Origin of the sequence: Membranihabitans marinus (assembly GCF_019802045.1) — a bacterium.
GTDB lineage: Bacteria > Bacteroidota > Bacteroidia > Chitinophagales > Saprospiraceae > Membranihabitans > Membranihabitans marinus_A.
Genome location: NZ_JAHVHU010000013.1, coordinates 151474 through 174437, shown reverse-complemented (window position 1 = coordinate 174437; position 22964 = coordinate 151474). Strand labels below are relative to the sequence as shown.

Annotated in this window: 15 protein-coding genes and 1 rRNA gene; 7 read left to right on the top strand and 9 right to left on the bottom strand. The window is 43.3% G+C overall.

The annotated features are described in order from the left end of the window. Positions 1-195 (bottom strand): 16S ribosomal RNA (locus tag KUV50_RS14580); the annotation flags it as partial. Between the two features lie 378 nt (positions 196-573). Here KUV50_RS14580 and KUV50_RS14575 point away from each other — a divergent pair. Continuing rightward, complete coding sequence (locus KUV50_RS14575; protein ID WP_222580904.1) at positions 574-1923, top strand: MDR family MFS transporter; 1350 nt, start codon at positions 574-576, stop codon at positions 1921-1923. A 391-nt stretch (positions 1924-2314) separates the two neighbouring features. Continuing rightward, positions 2315-2764 carry a DoxX family protein gene (locus tag KUV50_RS14570; protein ID WP_222580903.1) on the top strand — a complete coding sequence of 150 codons (450 nt, stop codon included), beginning with the start codon at positions 2315-2317 and terminating at the stop codon, positions 2762-2764. A gap of 410 nt (positions 2765-3174) precedes the next feature. Here KUV50_RS14570 and KUV50_RS14565 read toward each other — a convergent pair whose 3' ends face one another. The 4 genes from KUV50_RS14565 to rpsA all read right to left on the bottom strand — a co-directional run bounded on the left by KUV50_RS14565 (position 3175) and on the right by rpsA (position 8148). Further along, positions 3175-4557, bottom strand: a complete 1383-nt coding sequence (locus KUV50_RS14565; protein WP_261395263.1) for an NAD(P)(+) transhydrogenase (Re/Si-specific) subunit beta — start codon at positions 4555-4557, stop codon at positions 3175-3177. A 3-nt stretch (positions 4558-4560) separates the two neighbouring features. After that, a complete protein-coding gene (locus KUV50_RS14560; protein WP_222580902.1) occupies positions 4561-4872 on the bottom strand; it encodes an NAD(P) transhydrogenase subunit alpha in 312 nt (103 codons plus the stop codon). Between the two features lie 5 nt (positions 4873-4877). Further along, positions 4878-5936, bottom strand: coding sequence for an NAD(P) transhydrogenase subunit alpha (locus tag KUV50_RS14555; protein WP_222580901.1), 1059 nt, complete (start codon positions 5934-5936; stop codon positions 4878-4880). 229 nt (positions 5937-6165) lie between these two features. Next, the gene (gene rpsA / locus KUV50_RS14550) at positions 6166-8148 is read right to left on the bottom strand and encodes a 30S ribosomal protein S1 (RefSeq protein WP_222580900.1); all 1983 of its coding nucleotides are present in this window, start codon (positions 8146-8148) and stop codon (positions 6166-6168) included. Between the two features lie 221 nt (positions 8149-8369). Between rpsA and KUV50_RS14545 the strand changes: the two genes are divergently transcribed. Continuing rightward, positions 8370-9485, top strand: coding sequence for a hemolysin family protein (locus tag KUV50_RS14545; protein WP_222580899.1), 1116 nt, complete (start codon positions 8370-8372; stop codon positions 9483-9485). Positions 9486-9952: 467 nt separating this feature from the next. On the opposite strand, the gene rpoN is transcribed toward KUV50_RS14545, so the two are convergent. Beyond that, positions 9953-11431: an RNA polymerase factor sigma-54 gene (gene rpoN, locus KUV50_RS14540; RefSeq protein WP_222580898.1), complete on the bottom strand. Its 1479-nt coding sequence runs from the start codon at positions 11429-11431 to the stop codon at positions 9953-9955. Between the two features lie 328 nt (positions 11432-11759). Continuing rightward, positions 11760-12215 carry a hypothetical protein gene (locus tag KUV50_RS14535; RefSeq protein WP_222580897.1) on the bottom strand — a complete coding sequence of 152 codons (456 nt, stop codon included), beginning with the start codon at positions 12213-12215 and terminating at the stop codon, positions 11760-11762. A gap of 259 nt (positions 12216-12474) precedes the next feature. Here KUV50_RS14535 and KUV50_RS14530 point away from each other — a divergent pair, with 259 nt between their 5' ends. The 4 genes from KUV50_RS14530 (at position 12475) to KUV50_RS14515 (ending at position 20329) form a co-directional block, all read left to right on the top strand. Beyond that, a complete protein-coding gene (locus KUV50_RS14530; RefSeq protein ID WP_222580896.1) occupies positions 12475-14805 on the top strand; it encodes a TonB-dependent receptor in 2331 nt (776 codons plus the stop codon). Positions 14806-14808: 3 nt separating this feature from the next. Beyond that, positions 14809-15663, top strand: coding sequence for a DUF4249 family protein (locus KUV50_RS14525; RefSeq protein WP_222580895.1), 855 nt, complete (start codon positions 14809-14811; stop codon positions 15661-15663). A gap of 422 nt (positions 15664-16085) precedes the next feature. After that, positions 16086-17120: a UDP-glucose 4-epimerase GalE gene (gene galE / locus KUV50_RS14520; protein ID WP_222580894.1), complete on the top strand. Its 1035-nt coding sequence runs from the start codon at positions 16086-16088 to the stop codon at positions 17118-17120. Between the two features lie 155 nt (positions 17121-17275). Beyond that, positions 17276-20329, top strand: coding sequence for a M1 family metallopeptidase (locus KUV50_RS14515; protein WP_222580893.1), 3054 nt, complete (start codon positions 17276-17278; stop codon positions 20327-20329). A gap of 311 nt (positions 20330-20640) precedes the next feature. Here KUV50_RS14515 and KUV50_RS14510 read toward each other — a convergent pair whose 3' ends face one another. Both KUV50_RS14510 and KUV50_RS14505 read right to left on the bottom strand, forming a co-directional pair. Further along, positions 20641-21267 (bottom strand): YceI family protein, encoded by a 627-nt coding sequence (locus KUV50_RS14510; RefSeq protein WP_222580892.1) that lies wholly within the window; start codon positions 21265-21267, stop codon positions 20641-20643. Positions 21268-21648: 381 nt separating this feature from the next. Beyond that, positions 21649-22725: a T9SS type A sorting domain-containing protein gene (locus KUV50_RS14505; protein WP_222580891.1), complete on the bottom strand. Its 1077-nt coding sequence runs from the start codon at positions 22723-22725 to the stop codon at positions 21649-21651. Positions 22726-22964: the final 239 nt, after the last annotated feature.

The window sequence follows — 22964 nt, the reverse complement described above, 5'->3', positions numbered from 1 at the left end:
ATGCAGCTCGGTATCCACATCCGATATTATTCACCGTTTCCAGTGACTATCCCAGACTTATAGGTAGATCGTGTACGCGTTACTCACCCGTCCGCCACTCGTCAGCAGGAGCAAGCTCCCCTGTTACCGTACGACTTGCATGTATTAAGCCTCCCGCTAGCGTTCATCCTGAGCCAGGATCAAACTCTCCATTGTATTGTTGTTCGTATGTCCTAACCAAAACCTAGCTTTAATGCTCTTCCTTTATATCAAAGAACTCTTTAGTTTCTATTTGTTCTGCACTAACTGCAGACCCCGGTGAATTTTATCATGATATCATTTATCATGTATCCGTAAGGGAATGCAAAGATAGAACCTTTTCATAAACTAAAAAGAATTTATAGAAAAAATACTGAAATTTATTTCATCATTCCCCCATAGTATGCCAGAATCCCCCAGCCTGCACCAGTTCCAGCCCGATATTTTTTTTCTGACTTACCTGGAAATTAGGATCATCACAATCCCGGTTTTCTGAGGTTTCGCACGAAAAGCCTACGATATTGTCCTCGACCATTCCCAATAGAACTGGATAATATGTACATTCGAACCACCATGAATGAAAAAAGCAAAATTCGTACAGCCCTGGGTCTGACCATCGGGGTGTTTCTTGCCGCCATGGAGGGCACCGTCGTAGCGACCGCTATGCCGGATGTTATCCGCGACTTGGGCGGAGAGCATTTGTACGCGCTTCCTTTCTCCATGTATCTGCTTACCATGACAATTTCAAGCCCGCTGTGGGGTAAACTAAGTGACATCTATGGGAGAAAGCACATCTACATCATCGGCGTAGTGATTTTTTTGATCTCCAGCGCGGGATGTGGAATGAGTCAATCGATGGAATTTCTGATTGCGATGAGAGTTCTTCAAGGGCTGGGCGCAGGCTGCATCACTCCCTTGACCTTTACCATCAATGCGGACATGTTTGAAGTTCGCAGAAGAGCCAAAGTACAGGGCTATATGAGTGCTGTCTGGGGTTTTTCCGGGTTGGTCGGTCCTTTGCTGGGCGGATTCATGGTGGATTGGTTAAGTTGGCGGTATGTATTTTTTCTCAATATTCCGTTTGGCCTTATTGCTTTAACCGTAGTCGCCTATCACTACCGCGATCGGGTTGAGAAATCTGCACTTCACCTGGACTGGCCGGGAACCATACTTTTTACAGCGGGAGCGGCCCTGCTTATCTACGGACTCGAGGAAATGAAATGGTGGTTGATCGGAATCAGCCTGATTAGTTTATTGATCAGCTGGCGATTCGAATCCAATCACCCGCACCCCTTGCTTCCCGTAAAAAGCTTGCACCTCAAAGTTCCTCGAACGGCCATGTTCCAAAACCTGATGGCCGGCATGGCCTATTTCGGAATTTTGGCTTTTCTTCCGTTGTATGTGCAGGAGGTAGAAGGGAAAGGAGCCACCACTGCAGGGCTGGTTCTGACGCCGATGGTGGTCGGATGGACGCTGACAAATATCATTGGAGGCAGACTCCTGGCCAGGTTATCATTATTTACGCTTATCCGGATCGGATTTGGATTGCTGGTGATCGGCTTTCTTGCGTTTACGTTGTTTTATAAATCCAATATTTTCTATCTCTCGGGTGCAGGACTCCTCGTAGGTGCTGGCATGGGATTCTCCATGCTCGGCACCCTGCTGGCCGCGCAGGAGCATTCCCCCAAACATGAATTGGGTTCGTCTACCTCCAGCGTCATGTTTGCCAGAACAATCGGAGGAAGTATTGGCGTTTCCGTACTCTCTGCCATCATATCTGAACAGTTAAACGCATCGATCTCCCTACTCCAGTCCGCTTTCTGGTGGGCCTATATGGTCTGTCTGGCGTTTGCCATAATCGCTTTTCTTACTTCCTGGTCCATTTCTCAAAAATCTTTGAAGTAATTCCATTTGAGCACCTATTTGGTCCTGGCGCTCCGAAATATTCATCAATTTTTCCATCAAAAACTGGGGCGTAGCGCAGACACCATATCTCTACACCACGTCAATCTATTATATTACATAAAATACTATTCATCAATAGCTTTCAATGTAAAATTTGGACATATTACTTAGCCCGATTTTGGGTGACGTTTGAATTTTTAGGGCTAAACCATTCCTTATTCCTCGATCGACTTTGACCAGGCTCAGCATCACTGTGATAATATCTTGCGCATTGGGTATCGATGCAAGAACATTGTTGACGCAAAAATAGGAAATTTAAATAATTTTTAGTAAACTCAGGGTTTCAGTCACCGGTGTAATCATTTATTAATCCATCTATATCCAAAGAACTATGAAAAACTTGATTTTTGCACGTCGATCACTTTTAAGTCCGTCTACTGTGGTTTTGTTACTTCGTCTTGTCCTCGGTCTCGTCTTCTTTATGCATGGTGCGCAAAAAGTACTGGGCTGGTACGGTGGGGGTGGATTGGATGGTACGGTTAACTTTATGGGCTCTATGGGCGTCCCTCCGATTCTGGCATACGTCTCTTCATTTTGGGAGTTTTTAGGGGGTATAGGTTTAATACTGGGATTTCTGACACGAATTTGGTCAGCTGGACTGGCCATCAATATGCTGGTCGCTATTATCCTCGTCCATTCCGGTTTTTTTGTTTCCGAAGGTGGAATTGAATTTGCATTGACTTTGATGGTTATTGCAATAGCGGTCTTTCTTATGGGCCCGGGAAGATACAGCGTAGATCATGCAATCGGGACCAATGCACGTCCATCAGACCACTATTAAACAGATGCGGTAAAGTTTCATCTATCTAAAGTCAAACCCATAAGAAGTCAACTCCATGGAGAAAAGCGAACATCGGAACCGAACTAAACCGTAATATCTTGTGATTCAAAGTTGAGCTTGCCTGACCTCAATCCGCTCCAATGATTAAACAACGACAGACCAAGGTTCTACATAATATAACACTAGTGCTCCAAGACACAACTACCGTACACTATTGACGGATTCTTTTTTCACATATTTTCATCATCAAAAGCCGTATGGAGCTAAGGCTATACTCAGTTTTGCTTCTTCAATCTATAAAAAAACAACCTCGTCAATACCGTACTACATTTGTTAATCGAAGCACTAGTACTCTTCGCGTATTACTAGGCCTCCTAATACCTAGTTACGTCCAGGTATTCTACTACCACCTAGGCATTTTCTTTGAGTTCTTCTGTGATTTCCTGCAAAGATGCTTTAGCGTCTCCGAAATACAGCTGGGTCTTATCATGGAAAAACAGCGGGTTCTCGATACCACTGTACCCGGTTCCACGACCACGTTTCATCACGATAATGTGTTTCGCATCCGTGGCATTTAGAATCGGCATTCCATAAATAGGACTGGACGGATCATCGTTGGCAGAAGGGTTGACCACATCGTTGGCACCGATAATCAGAACGACATCCGTGTCTTTGAGCGCTGCATTAGCATCATCCAAATCCAATAATTTTTCATACGGTACATCTGCTTCTGCTAATAATACATTCATGTGCCCTGGCATACGACCAGCCACAGGGTGTATAGCGTACTTTACTTCCACATCCATACTATTCAGCAAATCGTCCAGTTCTTTAACCGTTTTTTGTGCCTGAGACACCGCCAGACCGTAACCAGGAATGACAATCACATTCTTAGAGTACTGCAGTAATATTGCCGCATCGGGTTTGGTGATCTCTTTCATCACCTGGTCCGTACCGCCCCCTGCTCCGGATCCGGCCTTAAATTTACCGGCCAGGATCACATTCCACAAGGAACGATTCATCGCCTGACACATCAATAGGGTCAATATGGTACCGGACGCACCAACCAGGATTCCCCCAATCAACATGGTTTTATTATCATAAATCGCACCAGCGGCTGCGGCACTCAACCCTGTTAATGAATTGAGTAAAGAAATCACCACCGGCATATCAGCCCCGCCAATGGGAAATACGAAGAATACGCCGTAAAATAAAGCCAGTACAACTAAGCCAAGCAACAACGGAATATTGACACTTCCTTGCACGACCATGATCGCACCGATCACGACCATGCCGACCAGGATAAGCAGATTCCAGAAATTGTGCATGGGAACCACCCACTGTTTTCGAAGGGTTCCTTCCAGTTTCAAATACGCCAGGACACTGCCCGTAAAAGAGATGCCCCCGATAATAAGCGCAAGAATACTTACTGCGATCGAACCACCAGGTGTTTCGGCGGAAACTTTCATCAGCTCCACGATACCCAAAGTTGTGGCACTGGCTCCTCCCAAGCCGTTGAACATGGCGACCAGTTGCGGCATGGCGGTCATTTTCACCTTTTGTGCCAGTGGCCAACCAATCATGGTACCCAGCAACATCGCAGCTGCAATCCAGATGTAGTTGTTGTCCACTTCGCCCAGTGGCTGAATCAAAGCACCGACAATACCAATCAACATTCCGGCGAGTGAAATCAGATTTCCCTGCTTGGCGGATTTGGGCTGTCGCAACATGCGGATGCCTATTGCAAAACAAAATACCGCCACCATATATAGAATAGAAACAATTCCTGTCATGATCTATTTCTTTTCTTTTTTAAACATTTTCAACATTCTGTCTGTCACCGCATATCCTCCTACGACGTTAATCATCCCAAGCACGATGGACAAGGAACCCAGTCCCAGTGCTAAATAATCTGCAGAATCTGCAGAGCGCACCAAAATAACACCACCCAATGTCACCACACCACTGATCGCGTTGGTCCCTGACATCAAAGGGGTGTGCAATACAGTAGGCACACGGGATATCAACTCAAACCCCAAAAATATTGCCAATAACAGGACATATATTTCTATGATATGGTTGGACACAAATAGATTAAAAGCTTCCATAATTCTTATCCGTTTATTTTAGCATTTGAAATAATCTCGTCGTCGAGATCCAGTTGTATTTCCTTTTCTTTTACGATCAGCTCCATAAAGTTAAATGCATTGTTGGCATAAAGTTCACTGGCTGTCTGCGGCATGGAATCAGCCAGATAGGAATCGCCGATAATGGAAATACCTTCTATAGCTACTAATTTGTTATTCTCCGTGTAAATGGTATTTCCGCCTGTCGAAGCGGCCAGGTCAACTATCACAGCTCCCGGAGGCATATTAGAAATCACTTCTTCCGTAATAATTTTTGGCGCTGGTTTGCCACGCAACTGAGCTGTGGTGATAATAACATCCGCGCCTGAAGCACGCTCTGCCAATTTTTCCTGTTGCCTTTTCTTATAATCTTCGGATTGTTCAACCGCATACCCACCACTGTCACTTCGGTCAGTAGCTCCCTCCACTTCAACAAATTTACCACCCAGGCTTTCTACTTCTTCCTTAACCGCTGACCGCGTATCAAATGCTTCCACGACACCCCCCAATCGCCGGGCAGTAGCGATGGCCTGCAATCCGGCTACGCCTGCTCCGATCACTAGAACTCTCGCAGGGCGGATACTCCCTGCAGCGGTAATCATCATAGGAAAGTAACGAGGCAACAGGTCAGCTGCCTGTAGAACAGCTTTATAGCCAGCGATGGATGCCATCGATGACAATACGTCCATGGACTGGGCACGACTGATTCGTGGAATCATGTCCAGACTAAGTCCTGTAATTCCCATCGCGTCCAGTTTTCCGGTAATATCCGGTTGATTAAATGGCTGAAACTCACTGATCCAGTAACGGGCATTGACCGATTCCAGTTCACTATATCCCACACTGAGTAGAATATCCGCAGTCTTCAGTATTTCTTCGCGCGATACGTAGGGTGCACTATTCTGAATCAACGATTCCTCCCAATTCACGGATGATTCGGGTTTTTCTATCACCACCTCAGCGCCTAAATCACTCAGTTTTTTGATTACTTTCTGACTAATGGGCAAGATAGTACGGGCCGGCGTTCTAAGTATTCCTAATTTCATACTTGTTAATGGATATTAAAATCAGATGCAATTATACTATATAATATTTAATCTATTTAACGATTCGAATGATTATCTCCGCAAAGATCAAAAAAACATCACGACCTTCATTCCTCATAAAGTAAAATATTCCTTTTAAATAAAAAAAACCCCGGAGCCATTTGAATCCGGGGTAAGTCATATTTTACAACAGCTATCCTTAGCTGTTCCGAAAATTTAATATAGGATCTTACTCTTCTTCCGAAGCAGCTGAAGCTCCTTCCCCAGAGAGTTGATCACGCAATTGCGCCAAAGAACTGAGGTCTCCTAATGTAGTACGCTCAATTTTTCCTTGTTGTTGTTTCAGTGATCGCTTTGTTTCAGCCTGCTGTTTTTTACGTTCACTTTTCACTTTCTCTACAGACTCACGCTGGATATCCTCCAGGTAGCGCAAGTGAGAAACCAAAATACGTTTGTCGTCCCGGTTAAACTCGAGTACTTTAAATGTCATGGTCTCATCCACTTGTCCCATACTTCCGTCTTCCTTGCGGATGTGCTTAATCGGTGCAAAAGCTTCCAGGCCATAAGGCATCTGTACAATGGCACCGCGATCATGGATCCGGATCAAGGTCGCATCGTGATAAGATCCCACTGGGAATACCTTCTCAAATGTATCCCATGGATTCTCTTCGATCTGCTTGTGTCCCAAAGTCAACTTACGGTCTTCTTTATCAATCTCAAGGATGACAACATCCAGATCATCCCCTACGGATGTAAATTCAGACGGATGAGAATATCGTTTTGTCCAGCTCAGGTCGGATATATGAACCATTCCTCCGATGCCTTCACCCAACTCGACAAATACCCCATACGGGGTCAAATTCTGTACCACACCGGTCTGATGAGATCCAATGGGGAATTTTTGATCGATCTCATTCCACGGATCAGCTGACAACTGTTTGAGACTGAGTGACATCTTCCGGTCTTCCCGGTCGATGGTTACTACGATGGCTTCGTGTTCTTGCCCCAAATCGAAGAATTCTCTTGCGTTGACCGGCTGATTACTCCAGCTCACCTCTGAGACGTGAATCAATCCTTCTACTCCAGGAACGATCTCAAGGAATGCTCCGTAATCTTCAATATTAACGATGGTTCCTTTGACCTTGCTTCCCTCTTTGATCTCTTCATCCAGAACATCCCATGGATGTGGCTGCAACTGCTTCAAGCCAAGCGAAATTCGTTTCTTATTCTCATCAAAATCAAGTACAACGACATTAATTTTCTGATTCAATTCCAGAACTTCACTTGGATGACCGATCCGTCCCCATGAAATATCCGTGATATACAACAAGCCATCGATACCACCAAGATCCATAAAGGCACCAAAATCGGTCAGATTTTTCACTACACCTTCCAGTACCTGTCCTTTTTCAAGGCTCGCAATAATCTGGTCACGCTGTTCGGCCAGATCACTTTCGATTAAGGCTTTGTGTGAAACAACGGCGTTTTTAATAGCTTCATTGATTTTCACAACTTTGAACTCCATCGTTTTCCCGACGTATGAATCGTAATCAATGATTGGTTTGATATCAATCTGTGAACCGGGCAGGAAGGTCTCCAAACCGTTCACATCCGCTATCAGTCCCCCTTTGGTCTTGCTGACAATGGTTCCTTTGACGATGGTATCATTGTGATAACTATCTGTTAATGCTTCCCACGTCTTGAGCAAGCGGGCTTTTCGGCGGGAAAGGACAAGCTGTCCGTTTTCATCTTCTTTTCTTTCTACATATACATCTACCGGATCGCCCACTTTGAGTTCATCCACTTCCCGAAATTCCGAAAGTGAAATAACTCCGTTGGACTTGTAGTTGATATCCAAAATGACGTCTCCGTCACGAATCGTAACGACTTTACCTTGCACCACTTCAAACTCACTGATGTCACTAAAGGTAGAATCATAATCAGACAACATTTCATCATACACTTCCGGTTTGTAAGCGTGCGTCTGTGTTTTTTGAATACTCCAGTCAAAATCATCATGAGCAACTTCCTCCGCCGGTTCACTCTGAGCTGTCTGTTCTGAGGATTCTGTTTGTTTATCTTTTTCTTCCTCAGAAGTAGATTCCTGAGATTGGGTGGTATTTTCAGGATCTTTGGCCTGCGTCTTTTCCACAGCTTTATCAGCCGTTTCCTGCGTGGCTTCTTCCTGAGTATTTTTGTTCTCTTCAGTCATTGAAGATTGGTTTTGTATTCCGGCAGATTTTACCGAAAGTTGTTAAAGAAATTAAATTTTGGAGCGCAAAGGTATGAATATAAACTCAATAATGCAAAAATAATCCACTCTCTGGAGAAATCAATATTTTCTTTTATCTGAAAACCACCGCTTAAAAGATAAAAGCAATATATTTGCAATCCAATTTGTTGGAAAAACATCGCACACAACCATATCAATCAATGGGTTTATTGATTTTCTATTTCGCTTTCTCGATCCTTCTTTCTTTTTTATGTAGCTTATGGGAGGCGACATTACTCAGCGTCAGTCCTTCTTTTGTCGAAATAAAAGCACAGGAAAAGTCCTGGGTAGGCCTTAAGTTGCAGGAGTTTAAGAAAAACATCGACAAGCCCCTTTCAGCCATACTGACCCTTAATACCTTTTCACATACAGTGGGCGCCATTGGCGTGGGATCCCAGTCTGCAAAGATATGGGGCGACAATTACATCAATATTCTGGGCATCAATACCAATGCAGAGGGGATCGTAGCCGCTATCATGACATTAGCAATTTTGATTATTTCAGAGATTATACCCAAAACAATCGGTGCCGGGTACTGGAAAAAACTCTCCGGGTTTACCGTTCGTTCACTACATATTCTTATTTATGCGCTCTACCCGCTGGTTTGGTTGAGTCAGTACATCACTTCCCTCATCAAAAAGGATAAAAGCGAAAGCGTACTTAGCCGGACCGATATCTCAGCCATCGCTGATATGGGTGCCAAAGAAGGGGTCATCGAACAGAATGAACACAAGATTATTAAGAATCTTCTGAAATTTCGGAAGATCCATGCAGAAGACATCATGACCCCCCGTACCGTCGTAAAGGCTGCAGATGAGACGATGACCATCCAGGAGTTCCATGATCAAAATCCCGATCTCCGGTTTTCTCGTATTCCGGTATTTTCAGAAAATGTCGATCAGGTGTCAGGATTTATTCTGAAAGACCAGGTTCTATCACAAATTATAAATGAAAAGGGAGACCAGCTCCTGAGCTCCATCGCTCGTCCATTGCCAAATGTTTCAGAAGAGGTACCCGTACCGGATCTTTTTGAAAATATGATGAACAACCAACAGCAAATTGTCATGGTCCATGATGATTATGGCGGGATGGCTGGGATAGTGACCATGGAAGACATTATGGAAACACTCCTTGGTCTGGAAATTGTAGACGAAATGGACGATACAGAAGACATGCAAATTCTGGCTCGTAAAAAGTGGAAAGAGCGGGCACGACGTCTGGGACTGATCGAGAACAATGACGACCCAGGCAAACCTACTGGCAGTTCCCCAAATTAGGGTTAAAGTGTTCTTCGCAGCTCCAGTGAAGACCGATAAAAAGATTGCGGGGGTGAGAAATTATTAATGTTAAGTTTTAATCTTTTTAAATCAGTCGTTCCCGAGTCCGATCAAAGTGGTGAGCAAACCAAAAAAACAGCCTGAGTACTTATGCAACCCCGAACCGCCGGGCAATATTTGAAGAGAATATCTTTTTATCCATGATTTTTCATTGGGAGTAAGATTACCCAAGTCCATTCACCACCGAACCAAAGACTAAGGTCTACGGTCTATGGTCTACAAACTACGGCCTATGGCATAAATTCATGAATTTAGCTTTATTCAGATCTTAGGTTTGACCGAATAAAATCGGAGTTAAACAAGAAGACCATCAAACTAAGGACTATGAACGATGTTCTACATACTACGGTCGACGTACTACGATCTAAGATCTACGGACTAAGACCTAAGGCCTAATGGGCCTACCACTACAACTCCTTGCGAAGTCGAGCGACCGGAATACTCAGTTGATCCCGGTATTTTGCAATCGTTCGCCGGGCGATCTTATACCCTTTTTCTATTAATGCCTTGCGAAGTTTTTCATCACTCAGGGGTTTTCGCTTATTTTCTGCATCGATAATATCGGAAAGAATTTTCTTTACTTCCAGCGTAGACACCTCCTCTCCTTCACTGTTTTGAATGGATTCCGAAAAGAAATCCCTCAATTTTTTGGTTCCGTATTCGGTTTGCACATATTTACTGTTCGCCACCCGGCTTATGGTAGAAACATCGAGACCGGTCATTTCAGCAATATCTTTTAGGATCATAGGTTTCAGCGTTCTTTGATCATTGGACAGAAAAAAATCATACTGAAACTGAAGGATGGCGTACATGGTCCGGTACATCGTATCCCGGCGTTTGGAAATAGCATCGATAAACCACTTTGCTGAATCAAGCTTTTGTTTGATAAACAACGCCGCCTCCCGATCCTTGGATTTGATACTTCCTTGTTTTTTCCGGGTCTTATATGACTTTAACATGGCTCTGTACTGATCACTAATGCGCAAATCCGGCGCATTTCTGGAATTTAAGGACAGTTCAAGTTCACCATTATTATTTTCGATGATAAAGTCCGGAATGATGTACATGGAATCTCTTTTCCGTTCAGGTGCATAACCACTTGCCGGCTTCGGGTTCAGCTTGAGTATTTCATCAAACGCATCTTTTAGTTCTTCTTCTGAAATATCCAGGCTGGTCAGTAATTTACTGAAATGCTTTTTAGAAAATTTATCAAAATGCTTGGAAACGATTACATATGCCAGATCAAGATCGGGGTTATCTTTCTCCCGTCGTAATTTTTGACTTAATTGCAACTCCAGGCATTCCTGCAAATTCCGAGCACCCGTACCCGGTGGATCAAATTGCTGGATTCGTTTCAACACCCGCAATACATTGTCCTCAGAGGTAATCATGTTTTGTGTAAACATAAGATCATCCACCACCGCTGACGGATCACGACGCAGATAACCATCACCATCAATGCTGCCCAGTATCTGCAATGCTATGGTATAATCTTCAGGAGATTCAAATGACAACATTCCCAGCTGTCTTTCCAGATGATCATGATAACTATTTACCACCTCGATAGGCTTCTTAAATTCATCTTCATCATCCCCGGAACGAGAATAATTGCGATAAATGGTCGGGTCATCTTCTGCGAACTCCTTGAGGTATTCATCGACTTCAAAATCTCCTTCACTCTCTTCTGATTTTTGATCGTAATCCTGATCTTCAAATTCTTTTTCTTCTATGGTAGTCACTCCTTCTTCGAGTGCAGGGTTGCTTTCCAGCTCTTCCTTGATCCGCTGCTCCAATGCCAATGTCGGTATCTGCAACAATTTCATAAGCTGAATCTGCTGAGGAGACAGCTTCTGCGACATTTTTTGGGTGAGGCTCTGTTTTAACATGGGTCTTGTAATTTACTAGTGCAATATTATCAAAAATATCATCATATTACTAATAATTGTAATGTTTATATTTTCAATTTATTCCACCTTCGTCTTGTACATTACATTATAAAGTACTTAATTTGTAAAAAATTGTTCAGACGACTATGGAAGAATTAAGAAATCAAGGCAGCAAGGGAAGATTCGTGATGTGGGTCATCATCGTTTTTATTCTGTTGATCATATTAATGGTTTCAGTCTATCAGATGAACTTCGAGCTCCTTCCCAAATAGATCCTGTCTTGATCGCACCGTAATAGAACGATGGAGATATCAGAAAAGCACGTCGATCACTTCCGTCGAAACCGAAATTCCAATTCACCGCCCCCATCGGACGCATGAAAATGGAACTTTTTATGTGTTAACCTGGATATGTATCCGTAGAACCCAAAAGCATCTTGGTGTACCGGATCATAAAAATTCATTTGAATATAAAAGTTGTATTCCTGGTCTCCCTCGTGGTCATACCCTCTTTCAGCCACAATTTCCCAGTTTCCCTCAAATTCAAAGTTTAAATCATCATCGTAATAATACGCCCGCTGATCGGGTAAAAATTCAAACTCGTCATATTTGTAGTCGCCCGTGATTTTCTTTTTGAACAAAGCACCGTACCGATCATAAATCACTTTATCTATCTTCCATACACCAATCAACTTATCAGCCTTGCGATCCAGCCGATCCTCAATGGTGCATGCATTTATTACAACACCTGTGCATACCAACAACGTCCAATACATCCATTTCATAGCTTTAATATTTGCATTAAAAATACCAAATATTTGGCATATAGAGGGGAATACCACGTCTTTTAGCTTTTGATTAGCAGGTCCGTTAATTTTATATTTTACAGTTCGGATTTTGTAACAAATCAAGGGTACCCGTCGTCTTCTCATGTAGCAATATCGCACACCTGGTATGGCAACGGTTCAGTGCTAAGATCAAGCTTTGATCCAACAATTCTTTTGACACAGCGTTATTTCAGTGCACCAGCGAGACCTCCACCTCATGACCAGACTTATTTTCATCCTGTTGATATTTCTCACTACGACCGTTTTTCTGCACGGACAAAGTGAAAATAAACTGACAGGATCCGTCAGAGACTCGTTGTCCAACGAGCCGATGGAAGCGGTTTCAGTGTATGTGAAGGAGACTGGAACCGGCACATACACCAGGTCCAATGGTCAGTTTTCTATCGATCTGAAAAAAAAGTTCCCACTGACCCTACGCTTTTCCTATGTTGGCTATACAAATAAAACGATCACTCTTCACCATAATGACTCCCTCGGTACAGTACATGTGCTACTATCTCCGAAAAATGAAAAGTTGTCTGAGATCGTGGTCCGATCAAATTCTTTACAGGAAAAATTCAACAGCGCCTACACCAGCACTGAATCGTTGGAAGCTCGCGATGCAGAGGTCCTACCTGCCCTGTTCGGTGAAATAGATATTATCAAGACACTTCAGTTAAAACCAGGGATTTCTTCTGGTACCGAAGGGAGCTCAAACTTATTCGTCCGGGGTGGCAGTGGAGATCAAAACCTGGTATTGTTTGACGGAGTAAATATATACAACCCAAGTCACTTATTCGGTTTCTTTAGTACCTTCAACAATGATGCCCTGAGTTCGGTAGATGTGTTCAAAGGTGGGTTTCCGGCGGCTTATGGCGGCCGATTATCCTCTGTCATCGATGTACAGTCAAAAACACCCGATTCAGGAAAACTAAACGGATCCGGAGGTATAGGACTCATCAGTTCGAGACTCACCCTGGAGGGTCCGGTCATCAAGGATAAAGTCAGCTTTCTGGTATCAGGACGACGAACCTATGCCGATCTTTTTACCGAGATGGTCAATCAATTTAGAGACGGGAAACCAGATATCACACCGATTCCCCGATACCGGTTTTATGATCTCAACGCAAAGCTATCTTTTCAAATTTCCGACAGAGATGAAATAACGCTGAGCGGTTATCAGGGCGCAGATATATTTGGTTTTACCAATGACCTTTTTAAATTTGATTTTGAGTGGGGTAACCGAGCGGTATCCTTACAGTGGACGCACGGATTTTCTGATCGGATTTATATGAATGCTGCACTATTTGGGACCAATTATAAATACAGCATCCTCAATCAAGCCGGAGAGTTCGATTTTAATCTCGGCTCGGACATCAGCGATCGGGGCATACGATGGAACCTGTTTATCGACCATCTTGCGGGCCATTATTTACACGCTGGTGCACAGTGGATTAACCACAAATTTAATGTAGGTCGCTTTAAAGCCGGCAGTACGACGGACAATATAGCATTTTCCGCAGGAAGCAGCCCCAAAGGAAATGAGTTCGCCGCATTCGTCAGTGACCAATTTGCGCTCCTGGACCACATCAAATTGAATCTGGGATTTCGATATTCAGGGTTCACAGGTACGGATAATTTCTACCACAACCTGGAGCCACGATTTGGCATCAATGTTTCGCTCAATGAGCGTATTAATCTAAAGTCATCCTATGCCAGAATGAATCAGTACGTACATCTGATCGCCAACAATGGTATTTCGTTACCAACCGATATCTGGTATCCCACCACTGAACAAATAAAGCCCCAAAAGTCCGATCAATTTGTGATCGGATTAAATTACCTGCTGAGTTCGTCGTACCTGCTCACCCATGAATACTATTACAAAACTTTTCAAAATCAGATCGAACTAAAAAATCATGCTCAAATATTTGCCAATGCAAATCTGGAACAGGAATTCACATTTGGTGACGGATATGCCTACGGGACAGAGGTCGGAATCGAAAAACAAGTTGGCGATTGGAGGGGTTGGCTGGGCTATACTTTGGCCTGGGTACGCCGAGGAAATTTCGCGGACATAGAAGGAGGTGATTATTTTTCTCCGCAGTTTGACCGTCGGCATGATTTTAGTGCTGTATCAACTTATAAACTCAATAATAAATGGACGATATCAGGGACCTTCGTGTATGGTTCCGGCGATAAAGCCTGGCTTCCAGGGGGGCGATTCTCCCTACAGGACATTGATTCGTACAATAGTTTTCCCATGGTCCCCCTGTACGGAAAACGCAACACCATCACCATTCCCGGGTACCATCGTCTGGATGTGTCAGTGATCAGATCCTGGGAAAGCAGCTGGGGAAAACATAACCTCAATATCAGTTTTTACAACCTGTATAATCGCCGAAACCCCTATTTTCTTTATCTGGATTCTGAACTAAAAAGTCTGCTGGAAGGTACGAATGATCTTGAGGTGCCCATAAAGGTGACGGCCAGGCAGGTTTCTTTATTTCCGCTGATACCCAGCCTAAGCTGGAATTTTAAATTTTAACTGATGAAATTTATCCAAAGCATATTTCTGTCGTTCTGTCTGCTTCAACTTATAGGAAGTTGTAATCTTGACAAAGAGATTCAAATTGACATACCTGAATTTGAGAACGGGTATGTGATCGAATCATATTTGTCTCCGGGCCAAAAATTGGGCGTATTAGTCACAAAAAGCTATGGCTTTTTTGAAGTGTTTGATTCCAATCAACTAAGTCAGGATCAATTAATCGATATTTTTGTGCAAGATGCTGACGGGTACGTAGAGATCAATGATCAAAGACATCCATTGATTAACGAGATACAAATCGTTCCGGGAACAACTACAGTATACAATTACGTAGTTCATGACAAACTAAATCTCAAAGAAAAAGATCGGATCAAGTTGTTCCTCAGTTTCCCATCAGGGGACCAGGTCTGGTCTGAGACGAGCATTCCCGAGAAACGCCTCATAGACAGTTTGCGTCTCGAGAAAAATCAGGACATGAAGATGCGTGAAGTATCCTTTATCCATACTGACTCCTCAAAGACCGAATACTTCAGACGTCAACTCCTGCGAATTCGGGACAACAGGATCAAAATCATTCAGGATTTCATGGTTGACAATTCAACACTTCGCAGCGGGAAACTCGCCTTTGGTTCTGGCTACGAATTTAAGATGGGGGACACACTCATCAGTCGGGTGAGCCACATCCGGGAGGAATATTTTGATTTTTATCAAAGTGTTACCGGCAGTATCAATGCCAATTCGAATCCATTTGGCCAACCTGGATCCATCGCAGGAAATATCAGAGGTTCGGATCGGGTTATTGGTATTTTTACAGGAATCAACCAAAGCGAGATCTTCACTAAGATCGCGGAGTGAGGTAACGAATAGAACGCTTCTCATTCCTGCCTACCCACTTTGGAACAGGTAATTTGGGTGTTGATTACTGGTATCATTAAAAATCTCTGGAGGCCTCCACCGGAGGGTGAGTGGGTATCCAGGGCTGTCCAACATTCTTAATATTTTAAACCATCTTTACTGGTAACCGTACGCTGACTCGTGCAGGTGACTATATCACTTTTTACCCTTAGTCGACCTGGGCGGCATGCGCACATTTTCAATAAGTCAATGGACCGTCTTTGGGTTGCATTTCATTCCGTCTTTATTCAGTCATTCTTTACAACTGCACCTGGCTAACTTCCATTAAAAAATTATACAACGCCTGGTAGGTAAATCAAATGCCCTGAATTTTGCAGGATAAGTCTTATATTGTCCCCTTTGAATTACAAAGAATAAAAAAAATGAATCAACTCAAAAGCAAGAAAATAGTAGTTACGGGTGGATGCGGATACATTGGAAGTCATACTATCATCGATCTGATCAATGAGGGGTTCGAGGTCTTTTCCATTGATAATTACAGCAACTCTTCTGCGGACACTATAAATCAAATTGAAGCAGTAACCGGCAAACAAATCATCAATTATGAAGTAGATTTGCGCGATAAAACCGCGCTATTTGAGGTTTTAAAGAAGGAAAGTCCGGTGGATGGATTGATTCATTTTGCAGCGCTCAAAGCGGTCGGAGAATCTGTAGATCAACCTCTTGAATACTACGACAACAATATCAATGGTCTGCTCAATGTCCTCGAGGCACAGACCGTTTTTAAGATCCCGTATCATATATTTTCATCGTCGTGCTCCATCTATGGTAACGCTGAAGACCTGCCTGTCACAGAATCGACACCGATCAAAGAGGCCGAATCCCCTTACGCCCGGACCAAACAAATGAGTGAAGATATTATCCGAGATTTTACTGTCGCCCATCCCGGGTATGAATTTATCCTGCTGCGCTACTTCAATCCCGCGGGGGCACACGAATCTGGCCTTATCGGCGAATCTCCGATCAATCCACCCGCCAATCTGGTTCCTGTCATTACAGAGACGGCCTATGGATTGCGGGATAAAATGACCGTTTTCGGGGATGATTATGATACTCGGGATGGAAGTTGTGTACGAGACTACATCCACGTCATGGATCTCGCCCGGGCACATACGCTTTGTCTTAAATATTTGTTGGAGCAATCCTCAGAAAACCAAGTCGAAGTATTTAACGTAGGTACAGGAAACGGCGTGACCGTTCTGGAAGCCATTAAAGCTTTTGAGGAAAGTACCGGTAAGCAGCTCAATTACACCATTGGCGAACGAAGAGCTGGTGACGTAATCGCCGTATATGCAGACAATAAAAAGGCACAACAATATCTGGGGTGGAAACCATCACGTTCTATTGGAGATATCATGCAAACGGCCTGGGAATGGGAAAAAAAGCGTAGAAAATAAACAATTTTTTCTCCACCGAATTAAAATTAATGTGAGATTTCGGGTCTATCTCCCCTAAAAATTGATCACAATATGGCCGGTAAACGGATTAGGGCATTCCTGGATCGGTCGAAAAGCAGTCCGTATCACTATTTTAATGTAAATTAACACCTTCTATGGAAAACCAGAATGCATTCATCACTGCAAAGACGTTTTTTACCATCCTTCTCTTGACGCTTAGCCTGCTACCCGGACGATCTCAAGAATGGCAACAGCAAGTGGACTATGTGATCGATGTATCGCTCGACACAGCAAAAAAAACCCTTTCCGGGGAGTTAACGATGACCTATCACAATAATTCACCGGAGGCATTAAGTGAAATAAAACTTCATCTTTGGAACAATGCCTATAAGGATAAAGGAAGTTTTTTTGACCGTCAGAATCTGGCCTCCAATGACAGTAAATTTTACTGGGCAGATGAAGAAAAAATGGGCGGATATCAGGAAATCGCATTCACACAAAATGGAGATGAATTGGCATGGACCCACCCTAAGAACAACATCGAATATGTGTCCGTTGTTCTCCCAACTCCCCTGTCGTCTGGCAGTTCGACCAACATTGATATTTCATTTACTTCCAAAATTCCATATATTTTTTCCCGTGGAGGCTGGGCACCTCATTTTTTTGCGCTCACCCAATGGTTCCCCAAGGCAGCCGTATACGACCAGGAAGGCTGGCATCTTTTTCCATATCTCGAAATGGGCGAGTATTTTTCTGAATTTGGTGATTACAAGGTATCTATCGAGGTTCCCAAAAGTTACAAAATCGGTGCTACAGGTGTCAAGACTGATTCATCAGTCGTCGATACCAGTCATGTGCGGCACACATTCATAGCCGAGAACGTGCTTGACTTTGCCTGGTTTGCCGGCGATGACATGATCTCGGTGCACAAATCCATCACGCTGGATAACGGGCATCCGGTAGATCTTCACTATTACGCTCCCAAGAATTACATCCTCAACGATGTAAAAGTAGCCGACTCCCTGGTTCCCCAGATTGAAGGAGTCGTTAACAACAACCTCTCGCCGATTGAAATGCTGGAACGCTCGCTTCGGTTCTATTCGCAGGAGGTGGCGCCCTACCCCTACCCCCAGGTCAGTGTCGTCGTGGGTCCACTGAACACAGGATCAGGCATGGAATATCCGATGATTACTTTAATAGGTCCTACCCCAAACCCAATGAGCCTGGATCGCGTCATTGCTCATGAAGTAGGTCACAACTGGTTTCAGGGTATATTGGGTTTCAATGAACGAAAATCTCCTTACCTCGATGAAGGGATCAATAGTTTTTACGAAAACAAATACATGGATCAGCATTATGGGATCGAGTCACGCAATTTCCAGTTTATGTATGCTCGAACTGACCTGGACTTCAATCAATTGCTTTACCTGGGGTCATATCAACGCGGTGATCTGGTCCCAGTCAACACCCACACCCACGACATGGACTTGATGCAGTATTATTTCAATGGATATATGATTCCCCCCACGCTGTTCCAAAAGCTGGAAGAAGTAACTGGTCCCGCACAGTTTAAGCAAAACATCATCGACTTTTATCAAAATCATCGGTTTTCTCACCCGACCATTGACGACTTAAGGCGTGTTTTTGTAAAAAATGATCCTGAACAAAGGGATTTTAGTTGGTTTTTTGACGATATATTAACCACTATGAAGCCGTATGATGTAGCGATCACGGAGGTAAAACCAGACGGTGACATGTACCGGGTTACTGTCGAGAACCGCGGATCAATTCCTGCGCCGGTCACTCTCAAGGCCTACGATGGTGCTAAAGTGATGGCTACACGCACCACAAAAGATTTTAAAGGAACCACTACGGTGTCTTTTCCTATGGATGATTATGATTATTTTGCCGTGGATCATCGCCTTGTCATCGATCAAACTCCACACAACAACAAATACGAATTCATCCCGGTTCGGAAACAAAAGTTTCTTAACCCTGTAGCAGGTCTGAACAATCCCGGTATTAACAAAATATGGTTTGATCCCTATATTAGTTACAACTACATCGACGGTGCCACCTTTGGCCTCGGTTTGCACAACATCACCTTACCAGGAAATAATTTTGAATTTTACGTACAACCCGGATTTGGTGTGGGGTCCAATGAAATCGTCGGATTGGCTGGCATGGATTATTTTCTGCCGAAAAACAACTCTGCGATGCGCTATATAAACTTTGGGTGGTCAGCCAAACGGTATTCCTACCAGGCCAATGAGGAAGCAGGATACCATTTGAATTACTTCAGAATAAACCCGCACTTCAAAATCGCATTCCAGACTTCAGACAAATTCAATCCCTGGTACAAGACCTTAAAGATTTCTGCACCCATTGTCAATCAACAAACCCCAGCTTTCAATGATATGGGTGAATTTGATCAAAAAGAGAATTTTTGGCGGGTATACCCCCGGGCTCACTTTCAGCTCCGCAAATACTCTCCCGTCAACAATGTAGAAGTAAATCTTAAAGCTGAATTTCTTTCCTATGATGGTTTTCAGAACAGCGCTGAACAATACCTAAAAACATCGGTGGAGCTCAAAACCGACTACGCTTATGCTCCGGAACAGCGAGTCTATGCCCGGTTTTATTTGGGAGGATTTCCCGTGAACAGCGCTCGAAATATAGGTTCTGTTGCCAATTATCTGGTCCCGGGAACATTGGGCATATCGAGCCAAAGTTACCACGATTACGCATTTGACGGCTACTTTTTCGATCGTTCGGAGCAATCCAGCGGAATCTTAAAGCGTCAGATACGAATGGAAGATGGAGGGTTTAAAAACTACCTGGGATCCAGCTATGCTATGGTCACCGGAAATTCCAACTCATTTCTTGGCGCCATCAACCTCAGCCTGGATTTACCCGTTATAGGGAAAAAATTCCCGTTGAAACCATATGTTGATTTGGGAATTTATGATGATGCAACCCCCTCCGGAACCGGTTCAACTTTTCTCTACAGTGGTGGTATTCAACTCGGCCGCGATAAATGGCCAGTCGCCATTTACCTACCCTTGTTCGGTTCTGAGGAAATTATGAATATTCACAAGGAGCAAGGAAATCTGTGGAAGCGTTTGAGTTTCCGAATGTCACTAGAGAATTTTGGGGTATCTGAAAAACTACGCGATACACCTTTAAGCCAGATTGGGATATTTCAATAAGGGAGGTTAAGAAAAACAAGCCGTGGCAGAATTTCCGTGCCATCAGGTATGGTACATGGGTAGAATAACAAGCCGTGGCAAAATTTCCGTGCCGTAAGGTATGGTACATGGGTAGAATAACATGAGTGGAAAGGTGAATCCAGGGCAGATGGTAATGGGTAAGCCCGCTACCCCATCTGCCGGCACCCCATATTTTTTTTCCCACCATTCCCAACCGGTGCAGGTAAAAATGACCCATCATTAATAAGAAAAGCCTTCCGAATGGAAGGCTTTTTTTATCATGCAATTGCAAGAATTTTTTTCAAATATCCTTAATTGGCTGTTTCGGCGTTCCCTACAAGTTTTACCTTAATATCAAACTCATCGTAGATGGTTTTATCACCCAGGTTATCAAAAAACGAACCTGAACCATATCTGACATTATACTCGCTCCGGTCGATTTGGATATCAGCAGTGGCGGTCATCACACCATTCTTATGATCAACCTGTGCTTCAAACTTAATGGGCTTTGTAATTTTTTTTATGGTTAACTGTCCCTCCACTTTGTACAAACCGGTGGTTCCATAAGGAATGGCTTTATCGATCTCAAAAGTTGCTTTCGGATGAGAAGCCACACCAAAGAAATCATCCGATTTTAAATGGTTCTCAAGTTTCGTACGATATTCTCCTTCCAAATCGTGTACCTCGATAGATGGCATATCCATTACAAACCGGCCAGACTTTAATTGTCCCCCATCAAAAATTAACTCTCCAGACTCGATCGCCACACTTCCATGGTGCTGTCCGGTTACCTTATAACCATCCCAACGCAACGTACTCTTCGTCGGATCAATGATCACTTTTGTAGCTTCATCAAAATTGGTTGGCTGCACAGGATCAGGCTGGGAATTGAAAAACATCCCCGAAAGTGCAATAAAAAGTGCTGCAATCTTCAACATAACTAAAATAGGTTTTAATTTAATAAAAAAGCCTAACGAGCTTTGCTTCCAATAGTTTTTGCGTGATTCCTGTTTTAACACTTCGTTCCAAATCTTAAGAAAATGATCTTTCTGCCTGTCCCCTATTCAATTGTATTTGATAATGCCATATAAGACTTTGTAAATACTCAAAGATTGTCAAGAAAAAAAATGGAGGCATAACTGGATTTACCGAGTATTTCTGACGAAGGGAATCGAAGTATATTTCGGAATATATGCGGCAATTATGAATTCAAATGGTACTAGGTACATCAACCATAAAAAAGCCTTCAGATCCGGAAGATTCTGAAGGCTGTGTTAGCGGTGTTTAGCACTGTACGTAATTTACACGTTTTTCACCATTTATTCCATCAATATGATTTGTTTGGCTCCAATAAAGTCATTGTTTGATCGCATCTGAAGATGATAGATTCCAGGGCTTAACTTCTCCACCGGAATAGCTTGTCCCTGATAATAAACCCCATGGCGAACCGATCTTCCCAAGCCGTCGAAAAGAGTATAGTTCATTTCTTCATCGGATTGGATACTAACATAGATCCTGTTTTTTGCCGGATTCGGATAAACCGACCAATCTCCATGACGCGCGTGCGATCGGGAAACCATCTGAGACAGAGAATCGACACCAACCGTATCAGAACTTATCCATATTTTCTGCTCCTTGGAGCTTTCATTACCGGATGGGTCCCCGGCAGACCATGTCCGGACAAAACAAGTGGTATCACCACTCACCGTGTCCACAACTGCCGTGGTTTCGACATTCCACCAGTCCACATATTGACAAAAATCAATAATTTGCACTTTTTCATCAACCGGCGGAAGATCAGCCGGTGAAGCTACGGTCGTATCGGCTGGAAAACATTGGTACACGGGGGCACCATTATCATATAATCCCACATAGAATGTTAATTTATACTTCCGGTAGCAATACACATCCTCCACAATGTATTCATACTTCCAAAGTTGATACATCCCTTCCGGCGCATCGTCAGGCAAGTCCATTATATAGCAAAAGGTTTTAATTTTTGTGCAGGACCTTCTATACTTCGGATAGAAACCATTTAACCGATCCCGTACTGCTATGATGGGACCTTCGCATATTTTGCATAGTTCTCTGCGACATTGTCTGTATTTCAAATATTCATAATACTCCAAATCAGTCGGGCTGATACCCCATGGCACCTGGCAACTATTCATATGGACGGTATCGCCATCTTCCAGGCCACTCTTCAAAGTCAAATACTTTGCATCCCACCACCCATTATTAATATCACATTCATCTTGTGCATTCAACATAACACTTCCGCTCAAGAAAAGGAGGAAGGTTCCAATAATGGACAAAGTAAAACGAATTGGATAAAACTTGGGGTACTGTGTGGCAATCCGGGCCAAACGGTAAAAATAAGTTAAGGGCGTCTTCATGATAATATAATTTAAGTGTTGAAAATCAAAATTATACTGCAAATCAATCCAGTTGTATTCAATAGGTGAACAGATTGATTTCCACATTAATTTAATTACCCTTTCGATCCGACATTTGAGCAATGAGGTTAAACATCGCATTTAACTCCATAATCAGACAGGAATCCTTTTGGGTTTTAATCTTATCATGCACTTTAAATATAGTACAATTTTTCTAACTTAACAAACCATTGACAGAT